Source organism: Pseudomonas sp. W3I7 (assembly GCF_030816095.1).
In the GTDB taxonomy this organism is placed as follows: Bacteria; Pseudomonadota; Gammaproteobacteria; order Pseudomonadales; family Pseudomonadaceae; genus Aquipseudomonas; species Aquipseudomonas salomonii.
Genome location: NZ_JAUSXP010000001.1, coordinates 1,236,240 through 1,259,065, shown reverse-complemented (window position 1 = coordinate 1,259,065; position 22,826 = coordinate 1,236,240). Strand labels below are relative to the sequence as shown.

Genomic DNA, 22,826 nt, shown 5'->3' with positions numbered 1-22,826 from the left:
AGTCGTTATCCGTTGAGTGCGTATGCGATGCCGTTAGCAATGGCGATTTCCATGCGGCGCCAATGCTCGTCCTCCAGCCACTTGGCCGTGCCCATGACTTCGGCGGTGGGCTCGGCACTTGGTAGCCAGCGGCCGGCCAAGGCCACCAGTTGGCCCAGGCCGTTTTCGGTCAGTCGTTCGGCGTGGTCGAGGGCTTTTTTACGGTGATTTCAACGTCCGGGCCGTACTCTTCCAGGAGCGCGCCCGCCAGCTGCATGACCAGCACCGGATTGCCCAACAGGGACTTGAGGGTGGCGCGCTCTTCCTGCTTAACGGTTGTCACCAGCAGGTTGTTGGCCGGCGAAACCTTGTTGGCCTGAGTAACGGCGTTGAAGTACTTCGTCACGTCCTGCGGGGTCAGTGCGAAGGTGAATTCTTTGTCGCCTACTTCCAGGGTGATATCGCGTGTATCGGTCATGGTGTTGCTCCGTTCAGGGTTAGAAAGTGGGTGAATCAGCGCAGGCAAACCCTGCGCACGTGGTCCTGCAGGCCAAGGATCATTTGCCGGCTGAGGGCGAGCTGATCTCTGAGGGTGAAATAATCTTGTCGAGCGTCTGCTGTGAGTTCGGCGGCGGCGCCATCATCCAAGCCGCCGGCGCCGTTCTCTGATTCGGCTGGGGCGCTGCAGGTGGCGTTGAGGCGCAACCGCTTACGGCCAGCAGCAACATCGAGACGCAGAACATCGTTTTCAGCACGTTCATCGTTCAGTTCCTGGGTACGTTTGAGGTCGATAGCGTCACGTTCAGCCAGCATTTCGCCGCTGATGCGGGCCGCTTCGCGAAGGCCGCTCACTTCGCCCTGCGCGGCGTCACGCTCAGCACGTGCGGTGTCGCGCTGGCCCTGCAGCAGGTCAAAGCCGAACCAGGCCAACAGGCACAGCAGCAGGATGAAAGAGCCCTCGCGCATCACAGACCCGCCTGACACAGAGCGGCTTCCGCCAATCGGCGGGCGTGCAGGCCTGGCACAAACACCTTCTTACCTTGGCCGGTCGTCACAAAGGCCCACACCGGAGTCCTGCCATCAGGCGCCCAGGCAAGCGCCTGGCAGCCCTCTTTAATCCGGCCGGTATTGATCAGGCCCACGGCACGACTGGCGCACGTGCTGGCCGTGCCGAAGTTGTGGCCATGGCTGCTCAGGGCGTCGAACGTGTCCTGGCCCACGTCCTGGTTGGTAACGCAGTCGGCCAGTTGCAATTGGCCTTTGCTGATCACCAGCTGCTCCACCTCGTTGCAGCGTGCATCCGACCAATAGTCACCAACTACCACCGGATAGGGGCTGGTATGGCGTGTGATGCCTTTGCATACGGTTGGCAGCCCACGGGCCAACTTGTCGGCATAAACCGTGTTCTGGCCGTTGCCTTCCCAAGTGCCCAGGAACAACACCAGCGCGGAGCTGCAGAGCGTGATAGCGCCGGCGGCGATCTTGCCGCGCAGGCTCATGGCCTCACCTTCCAGTCGCGCAACATCTGGCGATACTTAGGAACCAACAGCAGGATCTGCAGCACCATGTAAACGGCAGTCAGCATGTAGGCGACAGCCGACCAGTCGACGGCCCCTGTCGCGCCAGTGGCGGCTACACCGATCGCAGGTGACGCTTTCGCCAGTGCAATGGCGGTGTCCTGGGCCGCCTGATTAGTGCTCATCGCTGCACTCCTTTTTCGAAAAAAGACTGGCACGGGACACAGCGGGTTTTGCCGCCGAGCGCCTGGCGCGCTGCCGGTATCTCGTTATCACAGTCCTGGCAGTGAGTAAGGCTTGGGCCCGCTGACTCACGCCGGGCCTGGGCCAACTGGGCGTTGATAGCCTGGTCCCGCTGACGTTGTTCCAGGGCTTGGGCGCGATCGAACGGGCATACCATCAGCTAATGCCCTCGATCTCGGTGGAGTCCAGGTAAGGCACGCCGTTGATGCGGATAAAGTCCGGGCTGGTCACCTCGAACGGCACCTTGTGCTTGGTCTTCTCGCCGCCCTTCGGATCAATGCTCAGCAGGCTGGAAATCTTCAACTTGCAGCCGAACGCCTCGATGCGCAGCTCGTCGTCGCCAGCCTTGGCGAAAAACACCACGTCGAACGCATCCAGTTTGCGGAAGCTGCCGGCAGTGCGCGCCGCTTCGACCACCAGGTTAAAGTTGGTCGAGTCCAGCTCAACTTCACCAGCCGCCGCCACGTCGCCGTCGACGTAGCCATCAGGCACGCCCCGGGTTTGCGCAGTCTTGCTGTTGTCGGTGATATCCAGGGTGCAGCTCTCAACGTGTACCTGCAGATCGCCCAGGTTCACGTCAAAGTTCTTGCCGCCAATACGTGACATGGGGGGTTACTCCGAATCGTCGTTGGAAAGATCCAGGGCGATGTTCGCCGTGAGGTCTTTCGGGCAGTTGTGGGGCTTGAGCTTGATGTACGCCTCGACGGCGGTTTTGCTCTTCCAGGTCAGCACGATGTCGCCGTCTTTCGGCGTCTCGATCTCTCCCGGGAACACTTGGCCGGCGAACTTGACCGACTTGGCCATCTGGCGCAGTGGCGCCATCAGCGCGTTGACGTTCACGGCCATGCTGTTGGGGGTGTTGTTCAAGCGACGATCAGCCACACGACGGATCAGCAGCGGCCGCACCTGGCGCGCCGCCTTGTCCGTCAGGCGCAGATATTCGATTACCTGGTAGTCGCTGCCTGGGGTGTCCAGCATATTGCCGTCGCCCCAATAAACACCCGGATAGTCCGGGTAGGTCTGGGAAACAGAAAAGCGGGACTTGTCCAACTCGGCGCGGATTGCGGACGGCAGCGGCACGCCATCTTTATCGACCGGCACACTGCCGAGACCGGTTACGGCACCGGTGGCCACACGCATTGGGCTGTCGGCAATACTCACGGCAGCGTTGGCCAAGCGACCGGCCAACACGCCCAGGTCATTGCCGTGCAGCTGCGGCACCACCATCACACGCGGCGCGGCCACGTTGGCGGTAATCGCCTTTTGCTCGGCCACATATTCCGACCAGGACTGCAGCACTGTCGGGCTGGCAGTTGCGGCCATGACAAACAAGCGGCGGCCGTAGACGTTATTAACCAGCACAGCCGCGTCGTGCATGGCCGTCAGGTCGTCGCCCTTGGTCACAGGCTGTGTGATAACGACCGCCTCGACCGAAAAGCCCTGCTGCTGGCAAGTCTCCAAAGAGGCGCGCCAGTCGGTATCGGCCAGGATCGGTGCCGCCAGACAGGCCCAGCGATCGCCGCCGTTCAATCGTGCGGCGGTGATCTGGGTTTTCAGGTCGCTTGCAGCAGTACCCAGGGCGGCATCGAGGTCGCTTTCGGTATTGAGCGGCACCAGTTTGCCGATGTTTTTGGGAGCGGTTTTCGGGCCTGGCCCGATGTATAGGAAATAGCGCTCGATCTCAGTCACGGCGCCTTGGCCCAGATTGAGATTGTTAACGCTGACTTTGCCAAGTGCCATGCTGTGCCTCGTTAGCGGGGTGAATTAAGGATTTGTTCGAAGACCTGGTTAACCAGCTCGCGGGTTTCGCCGTTGGTTTCCACGCCGAGGAACTGGCGTTTTGGCAAGGTGATGTCCCAGCTTTGCGCGCCCGTTTTCTCTGTTAGTTCGTCGTTCAAGATGCGGATCAGCAAGCCGGCCTTGGCGTAGTTCACATGCTCTTGAATCCATGCCACCGACGGCCTGGCCAGCGCCTTTTTGCCCTTCTGGCGAACACGGAAGCCCAGCCGGCGCAGGCGCTTGGCCTGTTTGTCGGTGCATGCAATACCGGGCGGGACTTTGTTCCAGCGCCGCATCTGCGCAGCGGTACGTCGCTCGCTGACGCCGTTGTGCTGCTGGGCAGCGACCCAACGGGTCAAGGCGTTTTTCCAGCCCAGCTCGGCTTCATCCGAACTCACGCGGGTGACCTGCAGCAGCTTGGCCAGGCCGGCTTCCATCTTCTTTTTGCCTTTGGCGCTGCCCTTGCGTTCAGCGAACGGGGTGCCGTCGGTGTTCTTCTGCTCGCGCACACGCTTACGGCTCATCGTCCGCACGCGTGTGGTCACTCTGTTCAGCAATCGCCGGCGCAGCTGCGGAGGCAGTTCAAGCAACGCCAACTGGGCGTCGACGTCGAGCAAGCCCCTAATATCGAGGTCGAGAGGGTTAGCGGCCATTGCTGCCCACCTCGCCATGCTCGGCAACCCACAGATCGAACGGCACGAATGCCCAAGTCTTGCCGAACGCCTCGATCTCGCCGTCAGGGTCCTGAGCCAGGTATTGCGGCTCGACGAACTCCAGGGACAGGTCCACGTCGAAGCTGTCCTGGTCGAGGGGTTCAACGGCAAACAGTGGTGCCGGCAGTTCGTGGCGGTCCCGATCGGGATCGTGGGTTTCCAGCCAACTGCCCACCAGCGCCATCAGCCTGGCCGGGTTGCCGGTGAAACGCTCCAGGGAGAACACCGCGCGATAACGCATGTCAGCCATGTGCAGGCCGTCGCGGTCAGGCTTCCAGATCAGCTCAAGGCTGACCTGTTCGGTCCAGCTGTCGAACTGCTCAGGCTCCACCAGGTTGCGGGCCATCAGATAGGCAGTCAGCGCCTGCAGCTGGATCACAACAGCGCCGCCGTGATGCGGCCACGGCCCTGCAGGGCACGCACGGCTTGCTGGCTGAAAGCCAGGAAGGTTTCGGCACGCTCGGGCGCTTCCTTACCGGTGTTCTCAGCGTTTTCACGCCGGGTGACGGTGGCGAACTGCGGCAGCAAGTTGCCCTTAGCGCGGCAGTACACGGCGCGCTTGTACAGCTTCACCTGGAAGGAACGTTCCGGCAGCAGCGTGGAATCTGCGGATTCGACACGCGCAACGCCGTTGGCTTGCCAGCGGGATTTGCACTTGGCCAAGTCCGTATTGACCTCGACCATGGCGGTGTTCAAGGCGTCGGCCAGCAGCTCTAACAGGTACTCCGCCGGCAGGCGTTGTTCCTTTTGGAATTCGGACACAGAGAGGTCTGGCCAGAAGCCGTCGTTCTCAATCGTCAGTTCCACAAAGGTGGTGGGTTTCCCGGAAAAGCTCATTGCTGGCCGCTCAAATAGGGCGGGAAGCCTGTTTTCAGTAGGACGGTCCATAAATGGGCGGCTCACTTCCACAGGTTCCCGCTGGGGGGGGGTAGTCGGTTATTCGGAAGCCGGGTTAGCGGCCGCTTGTTTTGCCAGGGCCTTGCGGACCTTTTCGATACGGGTGTCGTTGCCGGCCTGGGCGTACAGTTCCGTCGAACGCTCCAGGTGCTTGAGTGCTACCTCAAAATTCCCGGCCTCCATGGCACGCATACCGATCAACTTGTGATACTTGCTCGGGATCTGCTCCGTCAGTTGCCATGCACCGTCAACCAGGGGCAGCAGGTCGGAGAGGTAAGGCTCTGGGCTGCGATTGGCTTTGTATTCGGCGTAGGCCCACTCGCACACAGCGTCGGCGACGAAGGTCTGGATATCGCGCCGCTTGAAGCGCTCCGGCATCTGCTGGCCCTGCTCGATCAGGAAGTCGGCCAGCTCCAGGGCGTCTTCGAACTGGGCGGTGTCGAACAGCCAGACCATGACCTGCACCGCAACACGGTTGGGGAAGTTCAGACCCGATTCGCAGTAGCGTTGGACGTATTCCTGGTACTTGGGTAGCAGCTCTTCACGCTTGAGCGCCTGGCGTCCGGCCAGGCCGTTGATAGCGCTAATTCGCGCCAGGTCCTGATCCAATGCCGCTTCCTGCAACAGCAGGTGTTTACGCGCATTGGCGGGACTGCTCAGCGCATCAGCCGGGGAGTAGGCCATGCCTGCCGTAGCGGCGAGTGCCGCCACTGCAGTGCTGCCCAAGGCGATAGTGCGGCGCTTGTGCGCCAGGGCCAGGCTCACGCGACCACCAGCTCAACGTTTTCAGTGAACGCGATCTTTTCAAGCTGCTCGATCACGTAGCCTTCGTTGCGGCTGTTGTAGTCCTCGACGCGGGAGCGTTTTGGGTTCTCGATCGTCTGCTTACGCCAGCTGGTGTCCTGGAAGTAAATCGACAGGTTGTCCCAACTGGTGACCAGCACGGCGTTGACCGGGAAGTTCGGCACGCTGTACGCCGGCAGGCCGCCGTAAGTCGCAATGACCTGCGCATTTTCGATGCGCTCTTTTTCGGTCGGGGTGTCGCCCTGCTTGGTGTACAGCTTGGCCTTGTCAGCGGCGAGCAAATCGGTGCCGATGATCGCAACCAGGTCGCCGTCTTCGCGCAGAATCTCGTCCACCATCTGCTTGGTGTCGTGCACCAGGGCATCAAGGTTGGCGTAGTCGCCACTGGCGCCGAGCGTGACCTTGCCAGCAGTGGTTCCCTCTTTCAGAACCTGCTGCGGGGCCTGCTCACGCAGTTGCTGCAGCCAGCCCTTGTTCACGTCCTGCAGCTTGGGGAATTTCGCCAAGTCGGTCTGCGTGGCGGCGTGGGTACCATGGAAACCGATAACGATTCGGTCCTGCGCGATACGCTTCTGCACTGCAGCGGAATAACGCTCTTTGAAGTCCGTAAACTTCGCCCAGGCGTCGATTTTGGCGTACGGAAGACCAACGTCCGACTGGGTATCAGCCAGTTCGTATTGGGTGTTATCCAGCGCCGATGCGTCCTTGGCTTCGCGATCGGTGGTCTTGGTGTTAGTGCGGCCAGTGACCGGACCGTTCACGCCGATGAAGACCTTTTCACCCTTGATCTCACTCACCGGAACGACGTTGATACGCTCCAGGAAATCAGCCTTGGCGGTGATCGCGTCGTTCAGTTCCTGGGCAATCGTCGGGTCCACACTGAACATGCGGCTCGATCGCTCGACGCCGTACGCTTCGGCCATCGCTTCCTGCAGCTCGGCATATTGTTTGGCGCCACGGGCGCTTAATGGCTGGGCCATATCAGAGCACCCGCTTTTTGGTGGTGGTCACCGGGCCGGCGTTGCGGGGCAACTGGCGACCGGTCGAGGTGTTCTGCAGTGCGGAGAACTGCTTTTGCAGCTTCTCCAACTGAACCAGAACGGCCTTGTTCGACCCACCGCTACGGCGGAACTCACGTTCCTCCTCGGCGGTTGTGACGATATCGTCCACGGCCGCGCTCACGTCGTCGATGGGTGCTTGGTCTGGTTCTGGCGCATCAGCGGCGGCGGGTTCAATCACAGCCTGAATGCCGGCAGCGACGACAAGCAGCTGCTCCAGCAGAGCCTTGAGGGCCGTTGCGGTAGCTTCATCCATTGGGGTTTTGCTCTCAGTTGGGGTGGTGGGTTCGGCGGGCTCGGCATTCGTGGCAAAGCGCTTGAATAGGCCAGTGAGCAAGCCGATCAGCTTGCCGACCTCGCTCTGCGGTTCGGCTTCAAAGGAGCCCAGCTCGACGGAGGCGGCATAGAAGGAGTTTTGGTGGGTCTGCTTGGAAAAATAGAGTTCCTGGGTGCCCAGGCTGGCGGGCTCATCGGTGACGCCAAGACCTGTCAGGTAGGCTTTTCCGCTGCCGGCGAAGTTCGGGGTGATCTCGATGCTGGAAAAGAGCTTTTGGCCCTGATCATTCAGCTGCAGTAGGCGATCATTGGGCTTGAGCTGTGCCTCCAAGGCGATTTGCCCAGGCTCAAGGTCTTCGCCCTCTTCCACCAGGCGCACCGCAAAGACGGTACCGTGGGAACCGCTCCACCGTTCGTGGTCGCACCAGATCACCGCCGTGTATTTCGATGGTTTGTAGGTTTCAGCGATATCGCGCAGTTCCTGGGGAAGGATCTCGCGACCATCGGCGGTGGTGCCGCTGGTGGCGACACGTTTCCAGTACGAAACAAGGGAACGGGGCATGGGCGATAACTGCGCTCAATCGTTGAATGAGCCGCCACGATAGGGAGCCGCCAAGCCCCAAACAAACGGTTCAAATGCGCGTTTCTCCTATATTCGACATATAGGTGGATCACGGAATTTAACCCCGCGTTTCCAGCGTTTTCGCCGCATAGACTGCGGCCCATGTACTACTCGACCGAAGTCAAAGAAGCCGCCAAACGCCTGTTTCTGCGCCGCTATAAGGCCAAGGAAATTCAGGCGCAGCTCAACCTGCCCAACATCCGCATCGTCTACTACTGGATACGCCAGGGCGGTTGGGAAGACATGCTGTCGGATGAAGAGCCGCTGACTGCCGTCGGCCGTCGAATCACCCTCCTCCTGGACAAAGCCGGTAGCCTGACCAAGGACGAACTCAACGAGCTGGACCGGCTGACCACCGTGCGCGAGCGTCTATTAAAGCAAGCGGCCAAACCGCTGCCAGCGCAGATCGGGGAAACTGCCAACGAGCCACAGAAAGGCCGTCAGCGGCTGCGTGGCGAACGCTCGGCCGGGGGGGATAGCGGCGGAAAGAAACGCGAAAAGAAAGCCAAGAACGACATCAGCGGGCTAACCGAAGTCGACTTCCTGGATAAGTTCATCAGCAAGATGTACCGCTATCAGCAGGAGCTGTTCGCAGCCAAGCAAAACCCGCTGACGTGCCGAATCCGCAATATCCTGAAAAGCCGCCAGGTGGGCCTGACGTACTACTTCGCCGGCGAAGCCTTCATGGACGCGGTGCTGACGGGTGACAACCAAGTATTCCTGTCAGCCAGCCGCTCGCAGTCGGAAATCTTCCGCAGCTACATCATCCAGTTTGCCAAGCAGTGGTTTGACATCGAGCTGACCGGCAACCCGATTACGCTCAGCAACGGCGCCGAGCTACGTTTCCTGTCGACCAACAGCAGCACCGCCCAGGGCTACCATGGCCACGTCTACGTCGATGAGTATTTCTGGATACGTGACTTCGACAAACTCAGCACCGTGGCCAGTGCCATGGGCACCCACAAGAAGTGGCGTAAAACCTACTTTTCGACGCCCAGCGCGGTGTCGCACCAGGCGTACCCGTTCTGGTCGGGCGAGGAATTCCGCAACAGCAAGCGCGGCAAGAAGGCCGGCGGCACCTGGCCCACCGAGGCGTCCTACACACAGGGCGCGCTGTGCCCGGATGGCCAATGGCGCAAGACAATCACCCTGGACGATGCCATCGCCGGAGGCTGCGATTTGTTCGACCTCGAGCAACTGCAGCTGGAGTACGACGAGGACAAATTTCAGCAACTGTTCTACTGCAAGTTCATCGACAGCAGCCAGAGCGCCTTCGGGCTCAAGGATCTGGAGCGATGCTATTCCGACCTGTCGTTGTGGGAGGACTACAACCCGGATCTGGATCGGCCCTTCGGCAACAGCCCGGTATGGCTTGGATACGATCCGAGCCGCACCCGCGACGACGCAACGTGTGTGGTGGTCGCCCCGCCACTGGAACCCGGGGCGAAATTCCGCATTCTGGAAAAGCACAGCTGGCGGGGGCATTCGTTCACATACCAGGCCGCTCAGGTCAAAAAGCTCACCGAGCGTTTCAACGTGCAACACATCGGTATCGATATCACCGGTGTGGGATACGGCGTGTTCGACCTGGTGCGCGACTTTTACGCGAAGGCCACGCCGATCCACTACAGCCTTGAGACTAAAAACACACTGGTACTCAAGGCCCAAGACACGATCCAAGGCAGTCGCATTGAGTGGGACGCCGGATGGACCGATATCGCCCAGGCATTCCTGACCATCAAACGCGGCACCACCACCAGCGGCCAGGTGACCTACAGCGCTTCGCGCACGGACGCCACCGGCCACGCCGACATCGCCTGGGCCGTCATGCACGCCCTGGCCAATGAACCCCTAAACTACAACAAGCGGCGCCGCAGCCGCTACGTCACGAGCGGAACCAATGCCCAAGCCACGACGCAGAAAATCCCAGGCCAACCAGCAGGCGCAACAGCCACAGCCCATGCGGGCGTTCACGTTCGGGGAACCCGAACAGGTGCTGTCCGGCAACATCGGCGAATACCTGGGGGTGTTTCTCAGCGACGACGGCGAAATCTACAAGCCACCGGTGTCTCGGGCGGGCCTGGCCAAGCTGCTACGCGCCAACGCACACCACGGCGCCATTCCCAAGTTCAAGCGCAACCTGCTGTTGCGTGAGTTCATCCCATCAGAGGGCTGCAGCACGCAGACGATGGGCCGGGCAAGTTTGGACTACATGGTGTTTGGCGAGGCCTATTTTTACCGCGATACCAACGCCTTTGGCGAAGTGCTGGAGATGCAGCACCTGCCGGCGATCAACATGCGGGTGAAGGTCGACGGCGGATTCAGGGTGCTGCTGCCAGACAGCAAATACATGGACTTCGACCAGGACGAAATCGAACACGTCCTAGACTACGACGTGGAACAGAACATCTACGGCGTGCCCGACTACCTGGGCGGTCTGCAGGCGCTGTTACTCAACGAAGCCGCGACCCTATTCCGCCGGCGTTATTACAGCAACGGCGCACACGCGGGATACATTTTCTACACCAACGACCCGGACCTGACCGAAGAAGACGAAGAAAACCTGCGCGCCCAGATCAGCGCTAGTAAGGGCGTGGGCAACTTCCGCTCGATGTTCGTCAACATCCCCAACGGCAAGGAAAACGCGATTCAGATCATTCCCGTGGGGGACTTCCAAGCCAAGGACGAGCTTGAGAAGGTCAAGAACATCACCCGCAACGACGTGATCGCCGCCTGGCGGATGAACCCAGCTTTGGCCGGGATCATCCCGGAAAACAACGGCGGGTTTGGGGATATCGAAAAGATCGATCGCGTTTACACCAGCAACGAGATTAGGCCGATCTGTCAGCTGTTCAGCCAGCTCAATGAGGTACTTCGACGGGACAGGCGCATCAACTGGAAAAAGATCGATAACGGAGGGGAAACCTCTACCTGACGCCTCAAAGATAGAGAAATATACTGCACTACGTGCGAACATAGTGGCAATAAGCTGCACCCTGGGGAGGGGATATGAGAGTTACTTGCAAATGCGGACACAAAGGGCGAATTGCATCACGCGAGGTACTTTCAGCCGACTTTGCGAAACTTTACTGCCAGTGCCTCGATGCGAAGTGTGGGCACACCTGGGTTGCGAATCTCACGTTTTCTCATACGCTTAGCCCCTCCGCTCAGACGTTCGACAGGCTGTTGATGGATCGGCTGAGAGATATGCCCAGGGCCCAACAGCGGGAGCTGTTTGAAAAGCTCGGATCGCAGGCCGTCGCATGACGCGCGCCGCCGACAATCGAGTGCCGGCGGCGCTGGATTCAGTCTTCGTCGGAATGATCCGGGTTGCTTATCAGCGCTTCGGTCAGTCTGCTCAACTGCTCTTTGTCGCGAGGGCTCAACTGACGATACAACCCAATCAGACGTCGCTCAATGTGCGAAAGCTCATACCGCGCAGATGCCGCAATTTCAACGTAAACAACATCCGCGTTTGTGCGATCCAACATGCTTACCACTCCATAAAATCCATTGCTGTAGCAATGATATGGGGGCAAGCCGCTAGTAAGACGCGAGCAGAGGGGTTAGCTCACTCATTTGGCAGCATCGTCAGCCATGGCCTGAATAAACCGCCGAATCGCTCTTTGATCATCCGCAGGGATACTGCGGTATTGCTGAACAATTCTGTCCTCAATCTCATTCAGCGAATCAAGGGCCAGGGTGCTACGCCGTCCAGTGAGGATGTAGGGCACATCGAATTCGAACTGGACCGCCACCTTACTCAGGTAGGACGCCGTAGCATCGCTAGATCCCGCCTCGTAGTTCGCCTGTGTGCGCTTTGCAATCCCAAGTGCTTCCGCGACCTGGTTCTGTGTCATGCCGCTTCGCTTCCGTTCTTCTTGCAGCCGAGAACCGATATCTTCAGAAAGATGCACTTTTTTTCATCCTTACTATTTACAAGTGCACCTAAGTGCATCATTGTGCATCTCACACCACATGAAATTGCACGGATCTGCACTATGCCGAACACCAGCGTTACCGAGCAAGCCCGTTATCAAGCACGGGAAGCATTAGAAAAACGGGGCCAGTCAGCCAAAGACTTCGCAGCCCAACATCAACTCAACCCCAGCACCGTCTATGCGGTACTGAGCGGGCAAAGCCAATGCCGTCGCGGGGAGGCTCATCGCGCAGCCGTATTACTCGGAATCAAAGACGGCGTGATCGAACAGTAATGGCCAAGCCCCTGAGGGAACAGCAGAAGATGAAAAGTCAGGTTCTGAAAACACGCCGTGAAGTCGTCAGTGCAATTATCTGCACCTTCGAAGGTGGCCGCGAACGCGCCGCCGCTCGCATCGGCCTACCACTTAAGAAGTTCGATAACCACGCTTACGAGAACAACAACTGCCGACCGCTGACGGACCTGCAGATCTTTCAACTGGAGCAGGTCACAGGAACCCAGCACCTGGCCAACTACGTTGCAGCGATGTACGGCGGCATGTTCGTGCCGGTCATCCAACCGGAGAACCTGGACAACGTTGAGATGTATGCGCGGGCCGTACAGACGTCGGCCAAACAGGGCACGGTCGATCAGGTTATCGCTCAGGCGATCGAGGACGGCGTAATCACCGAAGAAGAGGCCGAGCTGATCCTCAATGCGCACGTCTTGCACATAGCCGCGCGCACTGCCGAAATCCATGCCGCCATCGATCTCTACCGCGCTAAGTCAGGGAAAGGCCAATGAGCACTCAAACCAATGCTTTGGACTACCAACAGTGCGTGCAGAACGCTGCACTGGCATTCCTTAATCGCCACCAAGCCGAACACCTGGGCGACTCGTCGGCACTACTTAAGCGGGCAGTTATTCATCTGGTGGAGAACCTCGACGTGGCCGAACCGGTTGCAACAAAACTGACCGACCTTGCCCACATCGAGTTGCTGGACCTGCCAAAGCGCCAACGCTCCGCAAACTCGTAACACCCAACCCAACCAATCGCCGGCCCCACGTCCCGTGGGTTTGGGTGAGCTGCGCCCGAAATTGAGGTTTAACGATGGCAAACGCCGTAACTGTCACCACACAACTGCCCCCAGCCGAGGCCGAAGCGTTGCTGGCCAACCTGCGTGAACAGTATCGCTTGAGCCTTAACGAACACTGGTACGCCGACCAATTCCGCCTTGTTACGGCCGGTCTGCGCCACGGCGCGATTCTCGCCCACATCCCGGTCATGGCTGCGCAAAAACGCCTCATGGCAGCCCTGTCCCACAGCCTCAAAGCAGTGAAGTAACCCATGAAAGAAGACCTACGTCACGACGTGCTGCAACGCCTTCAGGCCGACTTCGGGCTCAAGCACCGCACGGGTACCGACTACATGCGCGGCGGCACCTGCCCGAAGTGCAAAAAGAAAGAACTGTATTCCCGCTTTGATACGCCATGGATGGTGATTTGTGGTCGCCCCGAAAAGTGTGGTCACACCCTGCACGTAAAAGAGCTGTATGACGATCTGTTCGAAGACTGGAGTAAACGTGCCCCGGCAACGGACCAGCACCCCAACGCCACGGCACGCGCTTACCTTGAGTACGCCCGGGGTTTTCGGTTTGAGCTGATCCACGGCTGGTTCTCCCAGGAAACGTTCTACTCCGCTGAACACAACGCTGGCAGCGCAACGGTGCGCTTCGCCCTGGAAAAAGGCGGTTGGTGGGAACGTCTGATCGATCAGCCGCACCGCTTCGGCAAGATGAAAGCGCGCTTCAAGTCCAAGGGCAGCTATTGCGGCGTCTGGTGGTGCCCGCCCTGCGTCGACCTTCTTGAAGCCAAGGAAATCTGGATTGTCGAAGGGATCTTCGATGCCATCGCTTTGGTGCACAACGACATCGCGGCTGTCTCGGCCATGTCCTCTAATGCGTTCCCAGGGGATTCGCTTAAAGCGTTGGTCAAGATCCGCGATGGAGGGATGTTGCCCAAGCTGGTTTGGGCGCTTGATAACGAACCCAGCGCCAACGCATACACCCGGCGCTGGGTACGCGAAGCCCGTGCTCTGGGCTTTGTTTGTGAGTCTGCGCAGATCCCGCAACGTGACGGCCGCAAGTCAGACTGGAACGACCTTCATCAGCGTTGGGGCTTCATCCAGGACGATACCAAGCGCGCCGAACAGATCGCTACTGACCTCAAGCAAGCCCGCCACCAGGGCGCCCTGCTGCTGGCCGAGAGCGCAGCGGAAAAGGCCTTGTTGATGTACGACTGGAACAAGCGCGGGGAATTTCACCTGGGCTTCGGTAGCCGCCTGTACTGGTTCAAGTTGGACATGGAGAAATTCAACCGGGCCATGTCCGACATCGAGGACAGCGAGAATCACGACGACCAGTTGCTTAACCAGGCGCAGCAACGCGAAAAAGCGCTGCAGCAGTCCGGCAGTGTTGTGGAGATTGCCAACTGCTACCCACAAGCCCTGTACTTCCAGCGTAACGAGGTAACGGACGAATCCTGGTACTACCTGCGCGTGGACTTCCCGCACGACTCCGAAAGCGTGAAAAACACCTTCACCAGCGGCCAGCTGTCGGCCGCAAGCGAATTCAAAAAGCGGCTGCTCGGCATGGCGGCGGGCGCAATGTTTACCGGCAGTGGCCAGCAGCTCGACAAGCTCATGAAGGACCAACTGTTCGGTATCAAAACCGTCTCAACCATCGACTACGTGGGCTACAGCAAGGAATACGCCTGCTACGTCTACGGTGATATCGCGATCAAGGACGGCACCACCTACAAGGTCAACAGCGAAGACTATTTCGAGTTCGGCAAGCTGCGCCTAAAAACGCTGCAGAAAGGTGTCCCCATCAAGCTGCAGCGCGAAGCAAAGGGCTTTGATGAAAAGTGGGTGCAGTTGCTGTGGACCTGTTTCGGTGCCCAGGGCTTTGTCGCCCTGGTGTTCTTCTTCGGCTCGCTGTTCTGCGAACAGATCCGCGCTCGCTACCAGTCCTTCCCGTTCCTGGAAGCTACGGGTGAAGCCGGCGCCGGCAAAACAACCCTGCTGAACCTCCTTTGGAAACTCCTCGGCCGTGAAGGCTATGAGGGCTTCGACCCAATGAAATCGACAAAGGCCGGACGCTCTCGTCTGATGGGCCAAGTGTCCGGCATGCCGGTTGTTTTCCTGGAAGCCGACCGCCACAGCGATGATCGGGCACACGCTAAAACCTTCGAATGGGACGAGCTGAAAGACTTCTACGGCGGCGGCACACTGGCTACAAAGGGCGTCAAGACAGCGGGCAACGAAACGTATGAACCGCCATTCCGGGGAACGATCGCAATCAGCCAGAACGCGGCCGTGGTCGCCCACGAAGCGATCATGACGCGCATCGTAAAACTGCACTTCGTACGCCCCAGCGTCACGCCGGAAAGCCGCGCTGCAGCTGATCAGTTAAACGCTTTGGACGGCGGCACCCTCAGCCACTTCCTATTACGGGCTGTAGGCAAAGAGTCCGCGGTGCTTGAGCTGTTCGCCAAGCGTATGCCCGAACACGAAGCGAAGCTGCGTCGCCTGCATACCCAATGTTTTGCCTGCGGCACCGCCTATACCAGCGATCAGGGCAACTGCAGCAGTTGCGGTTATGACTTGCGCGGGTACATCCGTGTCGAGCGCATCAGCAAGAACCACGCGCAGTTGCTCTCGTTGCTGGATTGCCTGCGTCTGGTGCTGAAACTGAGTGATCCCCAGGTCGCTGCCACCCAGCGCCAGATCGTGCGGATGGCCATCGAACGCCAGGCTTCGATCAGTTCCGACCATTCGGCCGTGGCCGAGTTTTGGGAGGTCTACGACTACCTCGAATCCTTGAGCGAAGACCCGGTGGTCGACCACAGCAGTGACCCCACCGTGATCGCTATCAACCTCAACGAATTCTGCGAGCGCGCCACCGAACACAAACAGAAGTTGGCCGACGTGGCCACGTTGCGCGATCTGCTCAAAGAGTCCCGTTCCCGCAAGTTTCTAGACAGCAACAAGGCGGTACATAGCGCTGTGCGTGCTGCCTTCAACAACCGCAACCCGTGTTCACAACCCCGGCCGACGACAGTTAAGTGCTGGACATTCAAGGCGTAAAGGAGAGTAAGACCGATGCAAATCCAAGTGTTTCTGGGCAGTGCCAGCGACGGCAAAGCCAGCAAGCTCCAGTCAGTTCAGGACCGTTTGGACTTCACGGGAGAAAGCGCGCCGATCATCCAGGCCGGGGCATATGGAGAGGATGGTTTGCTGGAGATTTTGGAGGTGCGCGCAGCCGGTGGCCAACGCGAAATACTGGTGGACGACTGCAGCCGGCAACAGATTTTGAGGGTGCTGGAATGGCAATCATGCAGTGAACATGAGCCGAAGTTTGATGGCCTGGTGATCCACCTGGCCCGCAAGGACTGATCTTTAAAAAACAGTGCCGAGGAGTTGCAGCTCCTCGACACCCGACCGCAACAGAGGGCTATACCATGCAAGCACAGAACCTAAGCAGCAGCGCCGCGAAGGCTACCACACCAGCCCGGCACCTGGTGGCCACCGCGATTATCGGGGCGGCCGTCATTGGCTACCTGGTGCACAAAACCCCTGAATCACGCACCCGCCTCGAAAGCCTCAGTCAGATGGCCAGCACTCTGGGCGAACTGAGCGAAACGGATGCGGCTGTCGTCGCGCATCTGCTCGCTAACTCCGCATCCCGAGGGACGGCGCGCCATGCCTAAGCAAGCCCATGCAACACGCGCACGACGCTTTCCCTGGAACATCGACTACACCAGCGTTTGCGACCTGTGCGGTCGGTGGCGCGCCCAGGGCAACCACGAGCAATGCAGCCGGCAACGCCAACGGCTGAATGCCCATCTACGCACCTACAAGCCCAAGTCATAGGCCGCGTCCACCAGAAGATGCGCTTCCAGATACTTGGCCCGGAAACGGGCCTTTTTTTTTCCGATCGTCAGACTGTCGATACACAAGCACAGCATTAGGGGTTTACATGAGTGGGGTCGAAGCTCGCGGGAAATCCGTGAGAATCTATTTTCAATACAACGGGGAGAAATGCCGGGAAGCAATCCCGGGAGGTAATACGCCTGCCATCGTGGCCCAGGGAAAGCGCCTGGTCGAAATCATCGAATACGAAATCCAGGCCGGCACGTTCGACTATGCCCGGCACTTCCCCAACTCGGCCAAACTGGTCGAAAACACTTTCGGGCACTACCTGGACCTATGGTTAAAGATCAAAGCCAATAGTGTGGCGGCGTCGAGCTATCGGGGTTACGCCAATAAGGCAGAAGTTCACGTGCGGCCGCGCTGGGGAAAGGTTCAGATCGAGAACATCGATCACCTGGACCTGCAGGAGTGGATTCAGGGAACCCTGTCTAAAACGCTCAAAAACAAAACCATCCGCGACATCATCAGCAACGTACGCCAAGTGTTTAGGTTGTATCGCACCAGGATGAAAGTCGCGCACGACCCGACCGAGGGTTTGATGGTGCGGCTGCCAGATCCCGAGGCACCGGACCCTTTCACTCGGGCTGAAATCAAACAGATCCTGGAAACCCACACCAGCCGCACGCAAGAGCTGTTAATGGTTCAGTTCATGATATGGGCCGGCCCCCGGGTATCCGAGACCATCGCCCTGGCTTGGGAGGATGTCGACCTAGAGCAAGGCACCGTGACCTTCCGCAGGTCGAAGGTGCGCGGGGCCTACCGGGTGACGAAAACCCGACGATCGACGCGCAAGGTTCGCCTACTACCCCCTGCCTGGGACGCGCTGCAGAAGATCGATGCGCTGAATAGAAATCGGAAGGCGGAAACGGTTGATATCGTTGAGCGGGACAACAAGACGGTGCGAAAACACAAACTGCATTTTGTCTTTCTGAATACGAAAAGCGGCCTGCCGCATGCAAACGATTTTGTTGTTCGCGACAGGTTCTTCAAGGCTCATTTACTCGCCGCCGGGATTCGCTATCGTGGGCCTGGCCAATGCCGCCACACGTACGCCAGTCAACTACTGACCACCGGTGTTGCGTCGATAGACTGGATAGCCGAACAGATGGGGCATACCAACGGTAATATGATCCGTCAACACTATGGAACATGGATCAATGAGGATGGGCCCGACGTTGTTGGAATACTGCAACTGGCACTAAAATTATAGAGTGTGGGGCCGCTCCGGTGGCGCCACCTAAAAATGCCCCATACCAAAAAAATCAACAAACGCATACTTATTGATTTTTCACATCAATGTGAGAGTAAATTTTTTCACATAATTCAATCAGCTCCGCAGACAGATCCCAGCCCACTTCGCTCATAACCTGAATGGCCTGATGGCAGAATTTGACCTTATCATTAATTGTTCCGCTTTCATCAGCAAAAACGCGGCGCACCATCTTCCCCTTACCTTTGAGCCCAAGCGCTTGGTCTAAATGAAACCCAATTCCTTGTTTCGACACAACCAAATTCACTTTTAATATTCCTGAAAGAGCCTCAACGTCTAACCCCTCCTTAGTTTTTAATATTTTCCTTCCAAATATTTTTTTCGCACTTTCAAGCAATACGTTGGCAGGCAAGAGATTTTCAATTTCCTTACCCGGAAGCAGATGAAAACGATCTTGCAACTCCAAAGTTAACTTCTGAGCCCTCTCAGACTTACTCAAAATATCCCCATCAGCTATCAGGAATGCATCTGAGCATAATCTTGATGCTTTCAAACGGTCGGTAGTATCATCATCATCATCAAAGCCCCAATGCCCCAATGTTCCACCCTGATACTCAACAAAAACGTAATGATAGTTCTCCAAAAAACCTTCAAATCGAGTTTTTTTATCACCTATACATTTTGAATCCAAGTACTTCTTCATAATTACTTTCAGGTATTTTCTATCAGTAATCCCTTCCACCCAGATAGTGGAATTAGCAAGATAAACCGAAGAGGCCCGCACACCAAGATCGGCTAAGATATCTCGATCCTTCGTACACTCCTGTATATAAAAATCACTACCATCCTCGCCACCTCTCTTTGCTACCCGATGAATCAAAACATCTTCACAGCTTTCAGCTAAGTCGAGCAGGTGATTTGAGTGCGTAGTTGCAACATACTGATGATTTGTGTGATTCAATAAAAAAAGGGCTAGCTTTCTAAGCAGGCCTGGGTGCAAACAGGATTCGGGCTCTTCCACAAAGAAAATTGAATTTTCTTGTTCCAAATAAGCAGCAGACGTAATAATAATTACTTGCTGGAGGCCATCTCCTATATCAAAAATAGAAAACTGCGCATCATCACCGATTTTAACAGCAACTGTATCCTTACCATACTGAGGAATAAGAGTAATATCAGCCCCACCAAAAAACTCGTCACCTAGTATCTTTTCGTACTCACGCACTCTGTTTCGTTCATCAGGCTGACCAAGCAAAAATTTCGCCAGCAGACTGTATAAATCAAAACCCGTAATTACATTAAGCCCATCGATGCCAGAAAAATAATCCCGTCGCGTCCGTTCAAGAAATAAATCCTTACCATCGTCAAGCGGCCTCATACCTCTCAATATCGGAATGTAATGCTTCTTGATATTCAAAAACTGATTATTCAAATCAGCCAACCCACCAATTATACTTGATACATCTTCATCCTGAAGACACCCCCTTATATAATTAAACTCTCGCAAACCTTGCCCACCACTAACTCTAAGATTAGAGTTTGAAGCCTGCTGCAAAAGTTTCACCAAACCTGAAACTGCCGCGCATACATCTTCAACACCCTTGCACTTTCCGTTATAAACCTCCAAAAACTCTCGACAGTTAAAGTCCACTATATTGGTAGGGCAATTTTTAATTACAGATATTATCTCATCAATTCCACTGACCGCAGACCGAGTAATTATACCCGCTCCAATGCTCATATGTTTCGTCTGAGACGAGAATAGCGCCCTTAATAGCCTACTTTTACCACTATTATTGGGACCCACGATTAAATTTAATTTTCTCAAATTAATCCATTTCTCACCCGACGTAACATTAGAATAACCACCGAGTTTTTTCGACCACATCTTTTCCATATACATTAAGGCAAAACTCCATTCACCATTTAAAAATCTATATAACCGCATTAAGATCTTAAGTTATTGATCCAGAAACTATTGAACCCCACACAAAACCTCATACATAAACTCTAATAAGGAGGCGTTTGACGTAAATTGATGTCATCGTGCCACCCGGCGATCATAGTGTGGGTTTAATCGATTGAATAGCGGAATAATGGGGCATCTGAACACGGGCATTTCCATAAGCTTTATGTGGCCTAGGTCATAACGCGAGATCTGATCTCGTGCGACCTTCACGGTCGCGCTCGGGCTATAGAACTTAAGCGATCATAGCTACGCGATTTAAGCCCTGATTTCGAGCTCCGCGTAGCCCAGCAAAGGTAGAACTGATCTGTAGCGCCCCCATAGATCAGTGAAGACGATGCACCTTTTAGCCAATGCGCATCAGCGATAGAAATTTAGTATCTGTCCCAGATCTGTCCCATATTGCTTTTTTTCAGACACAGAAAACCGAAAACCCCCGACTTTCTCTAGGAAAATCAGGGGTTTGCGGTTTCAAAATGTGGCGGTGAAGGAGAGATTCGAACTCTCGATACAATTTCTTGTATACACACTTTCCAGGCGTGCTCCTTAAGCCACTCGGACACTTCACCGTATCTCGTCAAACCAGTTCAGTCTGTCGAGGCGCGCTAATGTAGTCGAAAGCCTTTCTGATGGCAAAGGTTTTTTTCAGAATTTTCATGTGCTTAGACGGTTATGCCGTGACTCGCCCGGTGAGGGGCGGTGAATCTGCCATTCTTGGGCATCGGTGGCGGGCGTCTGGCGCGGCGGCTGCGCCCTGCTGCGGGCCGTCTACCCTTGGGAATGCGGGAAAAGTCTGACTGTGTAGTCAGTCACGGCGCTTTACCGGGGCGGGCGTGGTGGGTAACGTTTGCGCATGCGCTTCTATTAACAGCCTATCTATAACAATTCCTACAAGGAACCGCGTCATGAGTGAGTTGATTACCTACCACTTCGAAGACGGTATCGCGACCCTGACCTTGAGCAACGGCAAGGTAAACGCCATTTCTCCGGCAGTGGTTGCTGAGTTCAACACTGCGCTGGATCAGGCCGAGAAGGATCGGGCGGTGGTGATCATCACCGGCACGCCGGGGATTCTGTCGGGTGGTTATGATTTGAAGGTGATGACGGCCGGGCCTAAAGAAGCCATCGGTTTGGTGACGTCGGGCTCGACCTTGGCGCGGCGCCTGTTGTCGCACCCGTTCCCGGTGATTGTGGCGTGCCCTGGGCATGCGGTGGCCAAGGGTGCGTTCCTGCTGTTGTCGGCCGATTACCGAATTGGTGTGGAAGGCCCGTTCAGCATTGGCCTGAACGAAGTGGCGATCGGCATGACCATGCACCACGCCGGTATCGAGTTGGCGCGGGATCGTCTGCGTAAATCTGCGTTTCATCGTTCGGTAATCAATGCCGAGATGTTTGACCCGCAGGGCGCTTTGGGTGCGGGCTTCCTGGATAAGGTGGTGGCGCCAGAAGAGTTGCACGCAGCGGCCCTGGAAGCGGCGCGGCAGTTGAAGAAGATCAACATGAATGCCCACAAACACACAAAGCTGAAGGTGCGTAAGGCACTGCTGGAAGCCTTGGATGATGCAATTATTCAGGATCAGGGCCACAACCTGGGCTGATGCCCTGTAGCTGAGTAGCTATAGGCAACATCTGTTCTGAGCGGGCTGTTGTGGCGAGCGGGCTTGCCCCGCGTTGGGCTGCGCAGCGGCCCTTTCTCCTGAAAGAACTCGGTGCCTGGTTTTGGGGCTGCTTCGCAGCCCAACGCGGGGCAAGCCCGCTCGCCACAGAATAGGTGGCCGCCGTCAATAATTGTGTAGATACCTACAGCTGATGAGCTAAAGCCCGACCTTGAGTCGGGCTTTTTCTTACGAATAAGTCCGAAACGTCTTTAGCCGCTCTAGTTGGGCTATGTCGGCATACGTTGAAACATGTGCTTAAACATCGCCTATCTCCTAGGTCTGTAGGGGCAATTGCCGAATACAGTGCACATCCGTACACTGCGCCACCTTTTGTCCCGATGGGCTGTGTCGATGCTTTTTCTGTTACGTATGTTGTTGATGGGCCTGCACTTTATGGTCGCCGGGTTATTGGGCGTGCTTTTGGGTGCGTGCCGGCCGTTCAACCCGGACAACAGCCGCCTGTGTGCTCGCCTCTATGCGTTGCCTGCCATGCGTATTCTGGGCTTGCGCCTGAAGGCCGATGTCGACTCGCTGCGTAACAAGCCCGGCACCTGTGTGGTCATCGCCAACCATCAGTCCAACTATGACCTGTTTATATTCGGCAATGTGGTGCCCCATCGCACCGTGTGTATCGCCAAAAAGAGTCTGAAGTGGGTGCCACTGTTCGGCCAATTGTTCTGGCTGGCGGGCAATGTGTTGATTGACCGCGGCAATGCGCACAAGGCGCGCCGGGCGATGCTCACCACCACACAGACCTTGCAGCATGAGGACACCTCGATTTGGGTGTTCGCCGAGGGCACGCGCAACCTGGGTAACGGCTTGCTGCCGTTCAAGAAAGGCGCGTTCCATATGGCGATTGCGGCCGGTGTGCCGATCGTTCAGGTGTGTGCCAGCACTTACGTCAAGCATATGCAGCTCAATCGCTGGAACAGCGGTGATGTGCTCATACGCTCGTTGCCGCCGATTCCTACCTGTGGGCTGACTTCGGATGACATCCCGGCGTTGATGCAGACGTGTCAGGCGCAGATGGAGGCATGCATTGCCGAGATGGACCGTGCACTGCAAACCGCTTGGGCACCTGCGCCTTTGTGATTGATGGGGGGCTTCGCCCCCAGCGCAAGCAAGCTTGCTCGCCACAAAAAGCCGACCTCTGCACCGCAACAAGGGAACGCCATTCAGGCTAAGCTGCCCA

31 protein-coding genes and 1 tRNA gene are annotated in these 22,826 nt (G+C 57.0%); 14 read left to right on the top strand and 18 right to left on the bottom strand.

Features of this window, described 5'->3' with window-relative positions:
* Nucleotides 1-5: 5 nt before the first annotated feature.
* The 14 genes from QF043_RS30730 to QF043_RS05965 form a co-directional block, all read right to left on the bottom strand.
* Nucleotides 6-149 (bottom strand): hypothetical protein, encoded by a 144-nt coding sequence (locus tag QF043_RS30730; protein ID WP_373460776.1) that lies wholly within the window; start codon nucleotides 147-149, stop codon nucleotides 6-8.
* A 20-nt stretch (nucleotides 150-169) separates the two neighbouring features.
* On the bottom strand, nucleotides 170-457 hold the full coding sequence (locus tag QF043_RS06025; RefSeq protein WP_122527447.1) for a putative phage tail assembly chaperone: 288 nt from the start codon (nucleotides 455-457) through the stop codon (nucleotides 170-172).
* A gap of 35 nt (nucleotides 458-492) precedes the next feature.
* On the bottom strand, nucleotides 493-945 hold the full coding sequence (locus tag QF043_RS06020) for a lysis protein (RefSeq protein WP_307417824.1): 453 nt from the start codon (nucleotides 943-945) through the stop codon (nucleotides 493-495).
* Nucleotides 945-1,478 carry a lysozyme gene (locus QF043_RS06015; protein ID WP_307417823.1) on the bottom strand — a complete coding sequence of 178 codons (534 nt, stop codon included), beginning with the start codon at nucleotides 1,476-1,478 and terminating at the stop codon, nucleotides 945-947. The genes QF043_RS06020 and QF043_RS06015 overlap by 1 nt, the downstream gene beginning before the upstream one ends.
* Nucleotides 1,475-1,681 carry a hypothetical protein gene (locus tag QF043_RS06010; protein ID WP_122527444.1) on the bottom strand — a complete coding sequence of 69 codons (207 nt, stop codon included), beginning with the start codon at nucleotides 1,679-1,681 and terminating at the stop codon, nucleotides 1,475-1,477. The genes QF043_RS06015 and QF043_RS06010 overlap by 4 nt, the downstream gene beginning before the upstream one ends.
* On the bottom strand, nucleotides 1,678-1,896 hold the full coding sequence (locus QF043_RS06005; RefSeq protein ID WP_003235240.1) for a TraR/DksA family transcriptional regulator: 219 nt from the start codon (nucleotides 1,894-1,896) through the stop codon (nucleotides 1,678-1,680). The genes QF043_RS06010 and QF043_RS06005 overlap by 4 nt, the downstream gene beginning before the upstream one ends.
* Nucleotides 1,896-2,345 (bottom strand): phage protein, encoded by a 450-nt coding sequence (locus tag QF043_RS06000; protein WP_053253844.1) that lies wholly within the window; start codon nucleotides 2,343-2,345, stop codon nucleotides 1,896-1,898. Before QF043_RS06000 ends, QF043_RS06005 begins: the two co-directional genes overlap by 1 nt.
* 6 nt (nucleotides 2,346-2,351) lie before the next feature.
* Complete coding sequence (locus tag QF043_RS05995) at nucleotides 2,352-3,479, bottom strand: DUF2586 domain-containing protein (protein ID WP_307417822.1); 1,128 nt, start codon at nucleotides 3,477-3,479, stop codon at nucleotides 2,352-2,354.
* An 11-nt stretch (nucleotides 3,480-3,490) separates the two neighbouring features.
* Nucleotides 3,491-4,171, bottom strand: a complete 681-nt coding sequence (locus QF043_RS05990; RefSeq protein ID WP_307417821.1) for a virion morphogenesis protein — start codon at nucleotides 4,169-4,171, stop codon at nucleotides 3,491-3,493.
* Nucleotides 4,161-4,610 carry a phage tail protein gene (locus QF043_RS05985; protein ID WP_078734281.1) on the bottom strand — a complete coding sequence of 150 codons (450 nt, stop codon included), beginning with the start codon at nucleotides 4,608-4,610 and terminating at the stop codon, nucleotides 4,161-4,163. Before QF043_RS05985 ends, QF043_RS05990 begins: the two co-directional genes overlap by 11 nt.
* On the bottom strand, nucleotides 4,607-5,068 hold the full coding sequence (locus QF043_RS05980) for a head completion/stabilization protein (protein ID WP_307417820.1): 462 nt from the start codon (nucleotides 5,066-5,068) through the stop codon (nucleotides 4,607-4,609). Before QF043_RS05980 ends, QF043_RS05985 begins: the two co-directional genes overlap by 4 nt.
* Nucleotides 5,069-5,167: 99 nt before the next feature.
* Nucleotides 5,168-5,893, bottom strand: coding sequence for a phage terminase small subunit (gene gpM, locus QF043_RS05975; protein ID WP_307417819.1), 726 nt, complete (start codon nucleotides 5,891-5,893; stop codon nucleotides 5,168-5,170).
* Nucleotides 5,890-6,912, bottom strand: a complete 1,023-nt coding sequence (locus tag QF043_RS05970; RefSeq protein ID WP_307417818.1) for a phage major capsid protein, P2 family — start codon at nucleotides 6,910-6,912, stop codon at nucleotides 5,890-5,892. The genes gpM and QF043_RS05970 overlap by 4 nt, the downstream gene beginning before the upstream one ends.
* Nucleotide 6,913: 1 nt before the next feature.
* Nucleotides 6,914-7,828, bottom strand: a complete 915-nt coding sequence (locus QF043_RS05965) for a GPO family capsid scaffolding protein (protein WP_073638019.1) — start codon at nucleotides 7,826-7,828, stop codon at nucleotides 6,914-6,916.
* 162 nt (nucleotides 7,829-7,990) lie between these two features.
* Here QF043_RS05965 and QF043_RS05960 point away from each other — a divergent pair, with 162 nt between their 5' ends.
* From QF043_RS05960 to QF043_RS05950, 3 genes are all read left to right on the top strand, one after another.
* Nucleotides 7,991-10,042: a terminase large subunit domain-containing protein gene (locus tag QF043_RS05960; RefSeq protein WP_307417816.1), complete on the top strand. Its 2,052-nt coding sequence runs from the start codon at nucleotides 7,991-7,993 to the stop codon at nucleotides 10,040-10,042.
* Entirely contained in the window at nucleotides 9,954-10,823 is an 870-nt protein-coding gene (locus QF043_RS05955) for a phage portal protein (protein WP_307421316.1), read from the top strand. The genes QF043_RS05960 and QF043_RS05955 overlap by 89 nt, the downstream gene beginning before the upstream one ends.
* A gap of 74 nt (nucleotides 10,824-10,897) precedes the next feature.
* Complete coding sequence (locus QF043_RS05950) at nucleotides 10,898-11,155, top strand: ogr/Delta-like zinc finger family protein (RefSeq protein ID WP_073638021.1); 258 nt, start codon at nucleotides 10,898-10,900, stop codon at nucleotides 11,153-11,155.
* A 38-nt stretch (nucleotides 11,156-11,193) separates the two neighbouring features.
* On the opposite strand, the gene QF043_RS05945 is transcribed toward QF043_RS05950, so the two are convergent.
* Nucleotides 11,194-11,379, bottom strand: a complete 186-nt coding sequence (locus QF043_RS05945; RefSeq protein WP_242196029.1) for a hypothetical protein — start codon at nucleotides 11,377-11,379, stop codon at nucleotides 11,194-11,196.
* Nucleotides 11,380-11,463: 84 nt separating this feature from the next.
* Entirely contained in the window at nucleotides 11,464-11,748 is a 285-nt protein-coding gene (locus QF043_RS05940; protein WP_307421314.1) for a helix-turn-helix domain-containing protein, read from the bottom strand.
* A gap of 141 nt (nucleotides 11,749-11,889) precedes the next feature.
* Here QF043_RS05940 and QF043_RS05935 point away from each other — a divergent pair, with 141 nt between their 5' ends.
* The 9 genes from QF043_RS05935 (at nucleotide 11,890) to QF043_RS05895 (ending at nucleotide 18,010) form a co-directional block, all read left to right on the top strand.
* Nucleotides 11,890-12,102: a DNA-binding protein gene (locus tag QF043_RS05935; protein ID WP_307417815.1), complete on the top strand. Its 213-nt coding sequence runs from the start codon at nucleotides 11,890-11,892 to the stop codon at nucleotides 12,100-12,102.
* Between the two features lie 29 nt (nucleotides 12,103-12,131).
* Nucleotides 12,132-12,611, top strand: a complete 480-nt coding sequence (locus QF043_RS05930; protein ID WP_306110107.1) for a YmfL family putative regulatory protein — start codon at nucleotides 12,132-12,134, stop codon at nucleotides 12,609-12,611.
* On the top strand, nucleotides 12,608-12,844 hold the full coding sequence (locus QF043_RS05925) for a hypothetical protein (RefSeq protein WP_138814282.1): 237 nt from the start codon (nucleotides 12,608-12,610) through the stop codon (nucleotides 12,842-12,844). Before QF043_RS05930 ends, QF043_RS05925 begins: the two co-directional genes overlap by 4 nt.
* Before the next feature lie 74 nt (nucleotides 12,845-12,918).
* Nucleotides 12,919-13,152, top strand: coding sequence for a hypothetical protein (locus QF043_RS05920; protein ID WP_307417814.1), 234 nt, complete (start codon nucleotides 12,919-12,921; stop codon nucleotides 13,150-13,152).
* A 3-nt stretch (nucleotides 13,153-13,155) separates the two neighbouring features.
* Complete coding sequence (locus QF043_RS05915; RefSeq protein WP_307417813.1) at nucleotides 13,156-15,954, top strand: toprim domain-containing protein; 2,799 nt, start codon at nucleotides 13,156-13,158, stop codon at nucleotides 15,952-15,954.
* Nucleotides 15,955-15,969: 15 nt separating this feature from the next.
* On the top strand, nucleotides 15,970-16,263 hold the full coding sequence (locus tag QF043_RS05910) for a hypothetical protein (protein ID WP_307417811.1): 294 nt from the start codon (nucleotides 15,970-15,972) through the stop codon (nucleotides 16,261-16,263).
* Nucleotides 16,264-16,328: 65 nt separating this feature from the next.
* Nucleotides 16,329-16,577 (top strand): hypothetical protein, encoded by a 249-nt coding sequence (locus tag QF043_RS05905; protein ID WP_307417810.1) that lies wholly within the window; start codon nucleotides 16,329-16,331, stop codon nucleotides 16,575-16,577.
* A complete protein-coding gene (locus QF043_RS05900) occupies nucleotides 16,570-16,740 on the top strand; it encodes a hypothetical protein (RefSeq protein WP_307417809.1) in 171 nt (56 codons plus the stop codon). Before QF043_RS05905 ends, QF043_RS05900 begins: the two co-directional genes overlap by 8 nt.
* A 106-nt stretch (nucleotides 16,741-16,846) precedes the next feature.
* Entirely contained in the window at nucleotides 16,847-18,010 is a 1,164-nt protein-coding gene (locus QF043_RS05895) for an Arm DNA-binding domain-containing protein (protein WP_307417807.1), read from the top strand.
* Between the two features lie 67 nt (nucleotides 18,011-18,077).
* Here QF043_RS05895 and QF043_RS05890 read toward each other — a convergent pair whose 3' ends face one another.
* Nucleotides 18,078-19,913: an AAA family ATPase gene (locus tag QF043_RS05890; RefSeq protein ID WP_307417806.1), complete on the bottom strand. Its 1,836-nt coding sequence runs from the start codon at nucleotides 19,911-19,913 to the stop codon at nucleotides 18,078-18,080.
* 542 nt (nucleotides 19,914-20,455) lie between these two features.
* Nucleotides 20,456-20,545 (bottom strand) — tRNA-Ser (locus QF043_RS05885).
* Nucleotides 20,546-20,881: 336 nt separating this feature from the next.
* On the opposite strand from QF043_RS05885, the gene QF043_RS05880 reads away from it, so the two are divergent.
* Nucleotides 20,882-21,574 (top strand): crotonase/enoyl-CoA hydratase family protein, encoded by a 693-nt coding sequence (locus QF043_RS05880; RefSeq protein ID WP_307417805.1) that lies wholly within the window; start codon nucleotides 20,882-20,884, stop codon nucleotides 21,572-21,574.
* Between the two features lie 411 nt (nucleotides 21,575-21,985).
* Complete coding sequence (locus tag QF043_RS05875; RefSeq protein ID WP_307417804.1) at nucleotides 21,986-22,726, top strand: 1-acyl-sn-glycerol-3-phosphate acyltransferase; 741 nt, start codon at nucleotides 21,986-21,988, stop codon at nucleotides 22,724-22,726.
* Nucleotides 22,727-22,826: the final 100 nt, after the last annotated feature.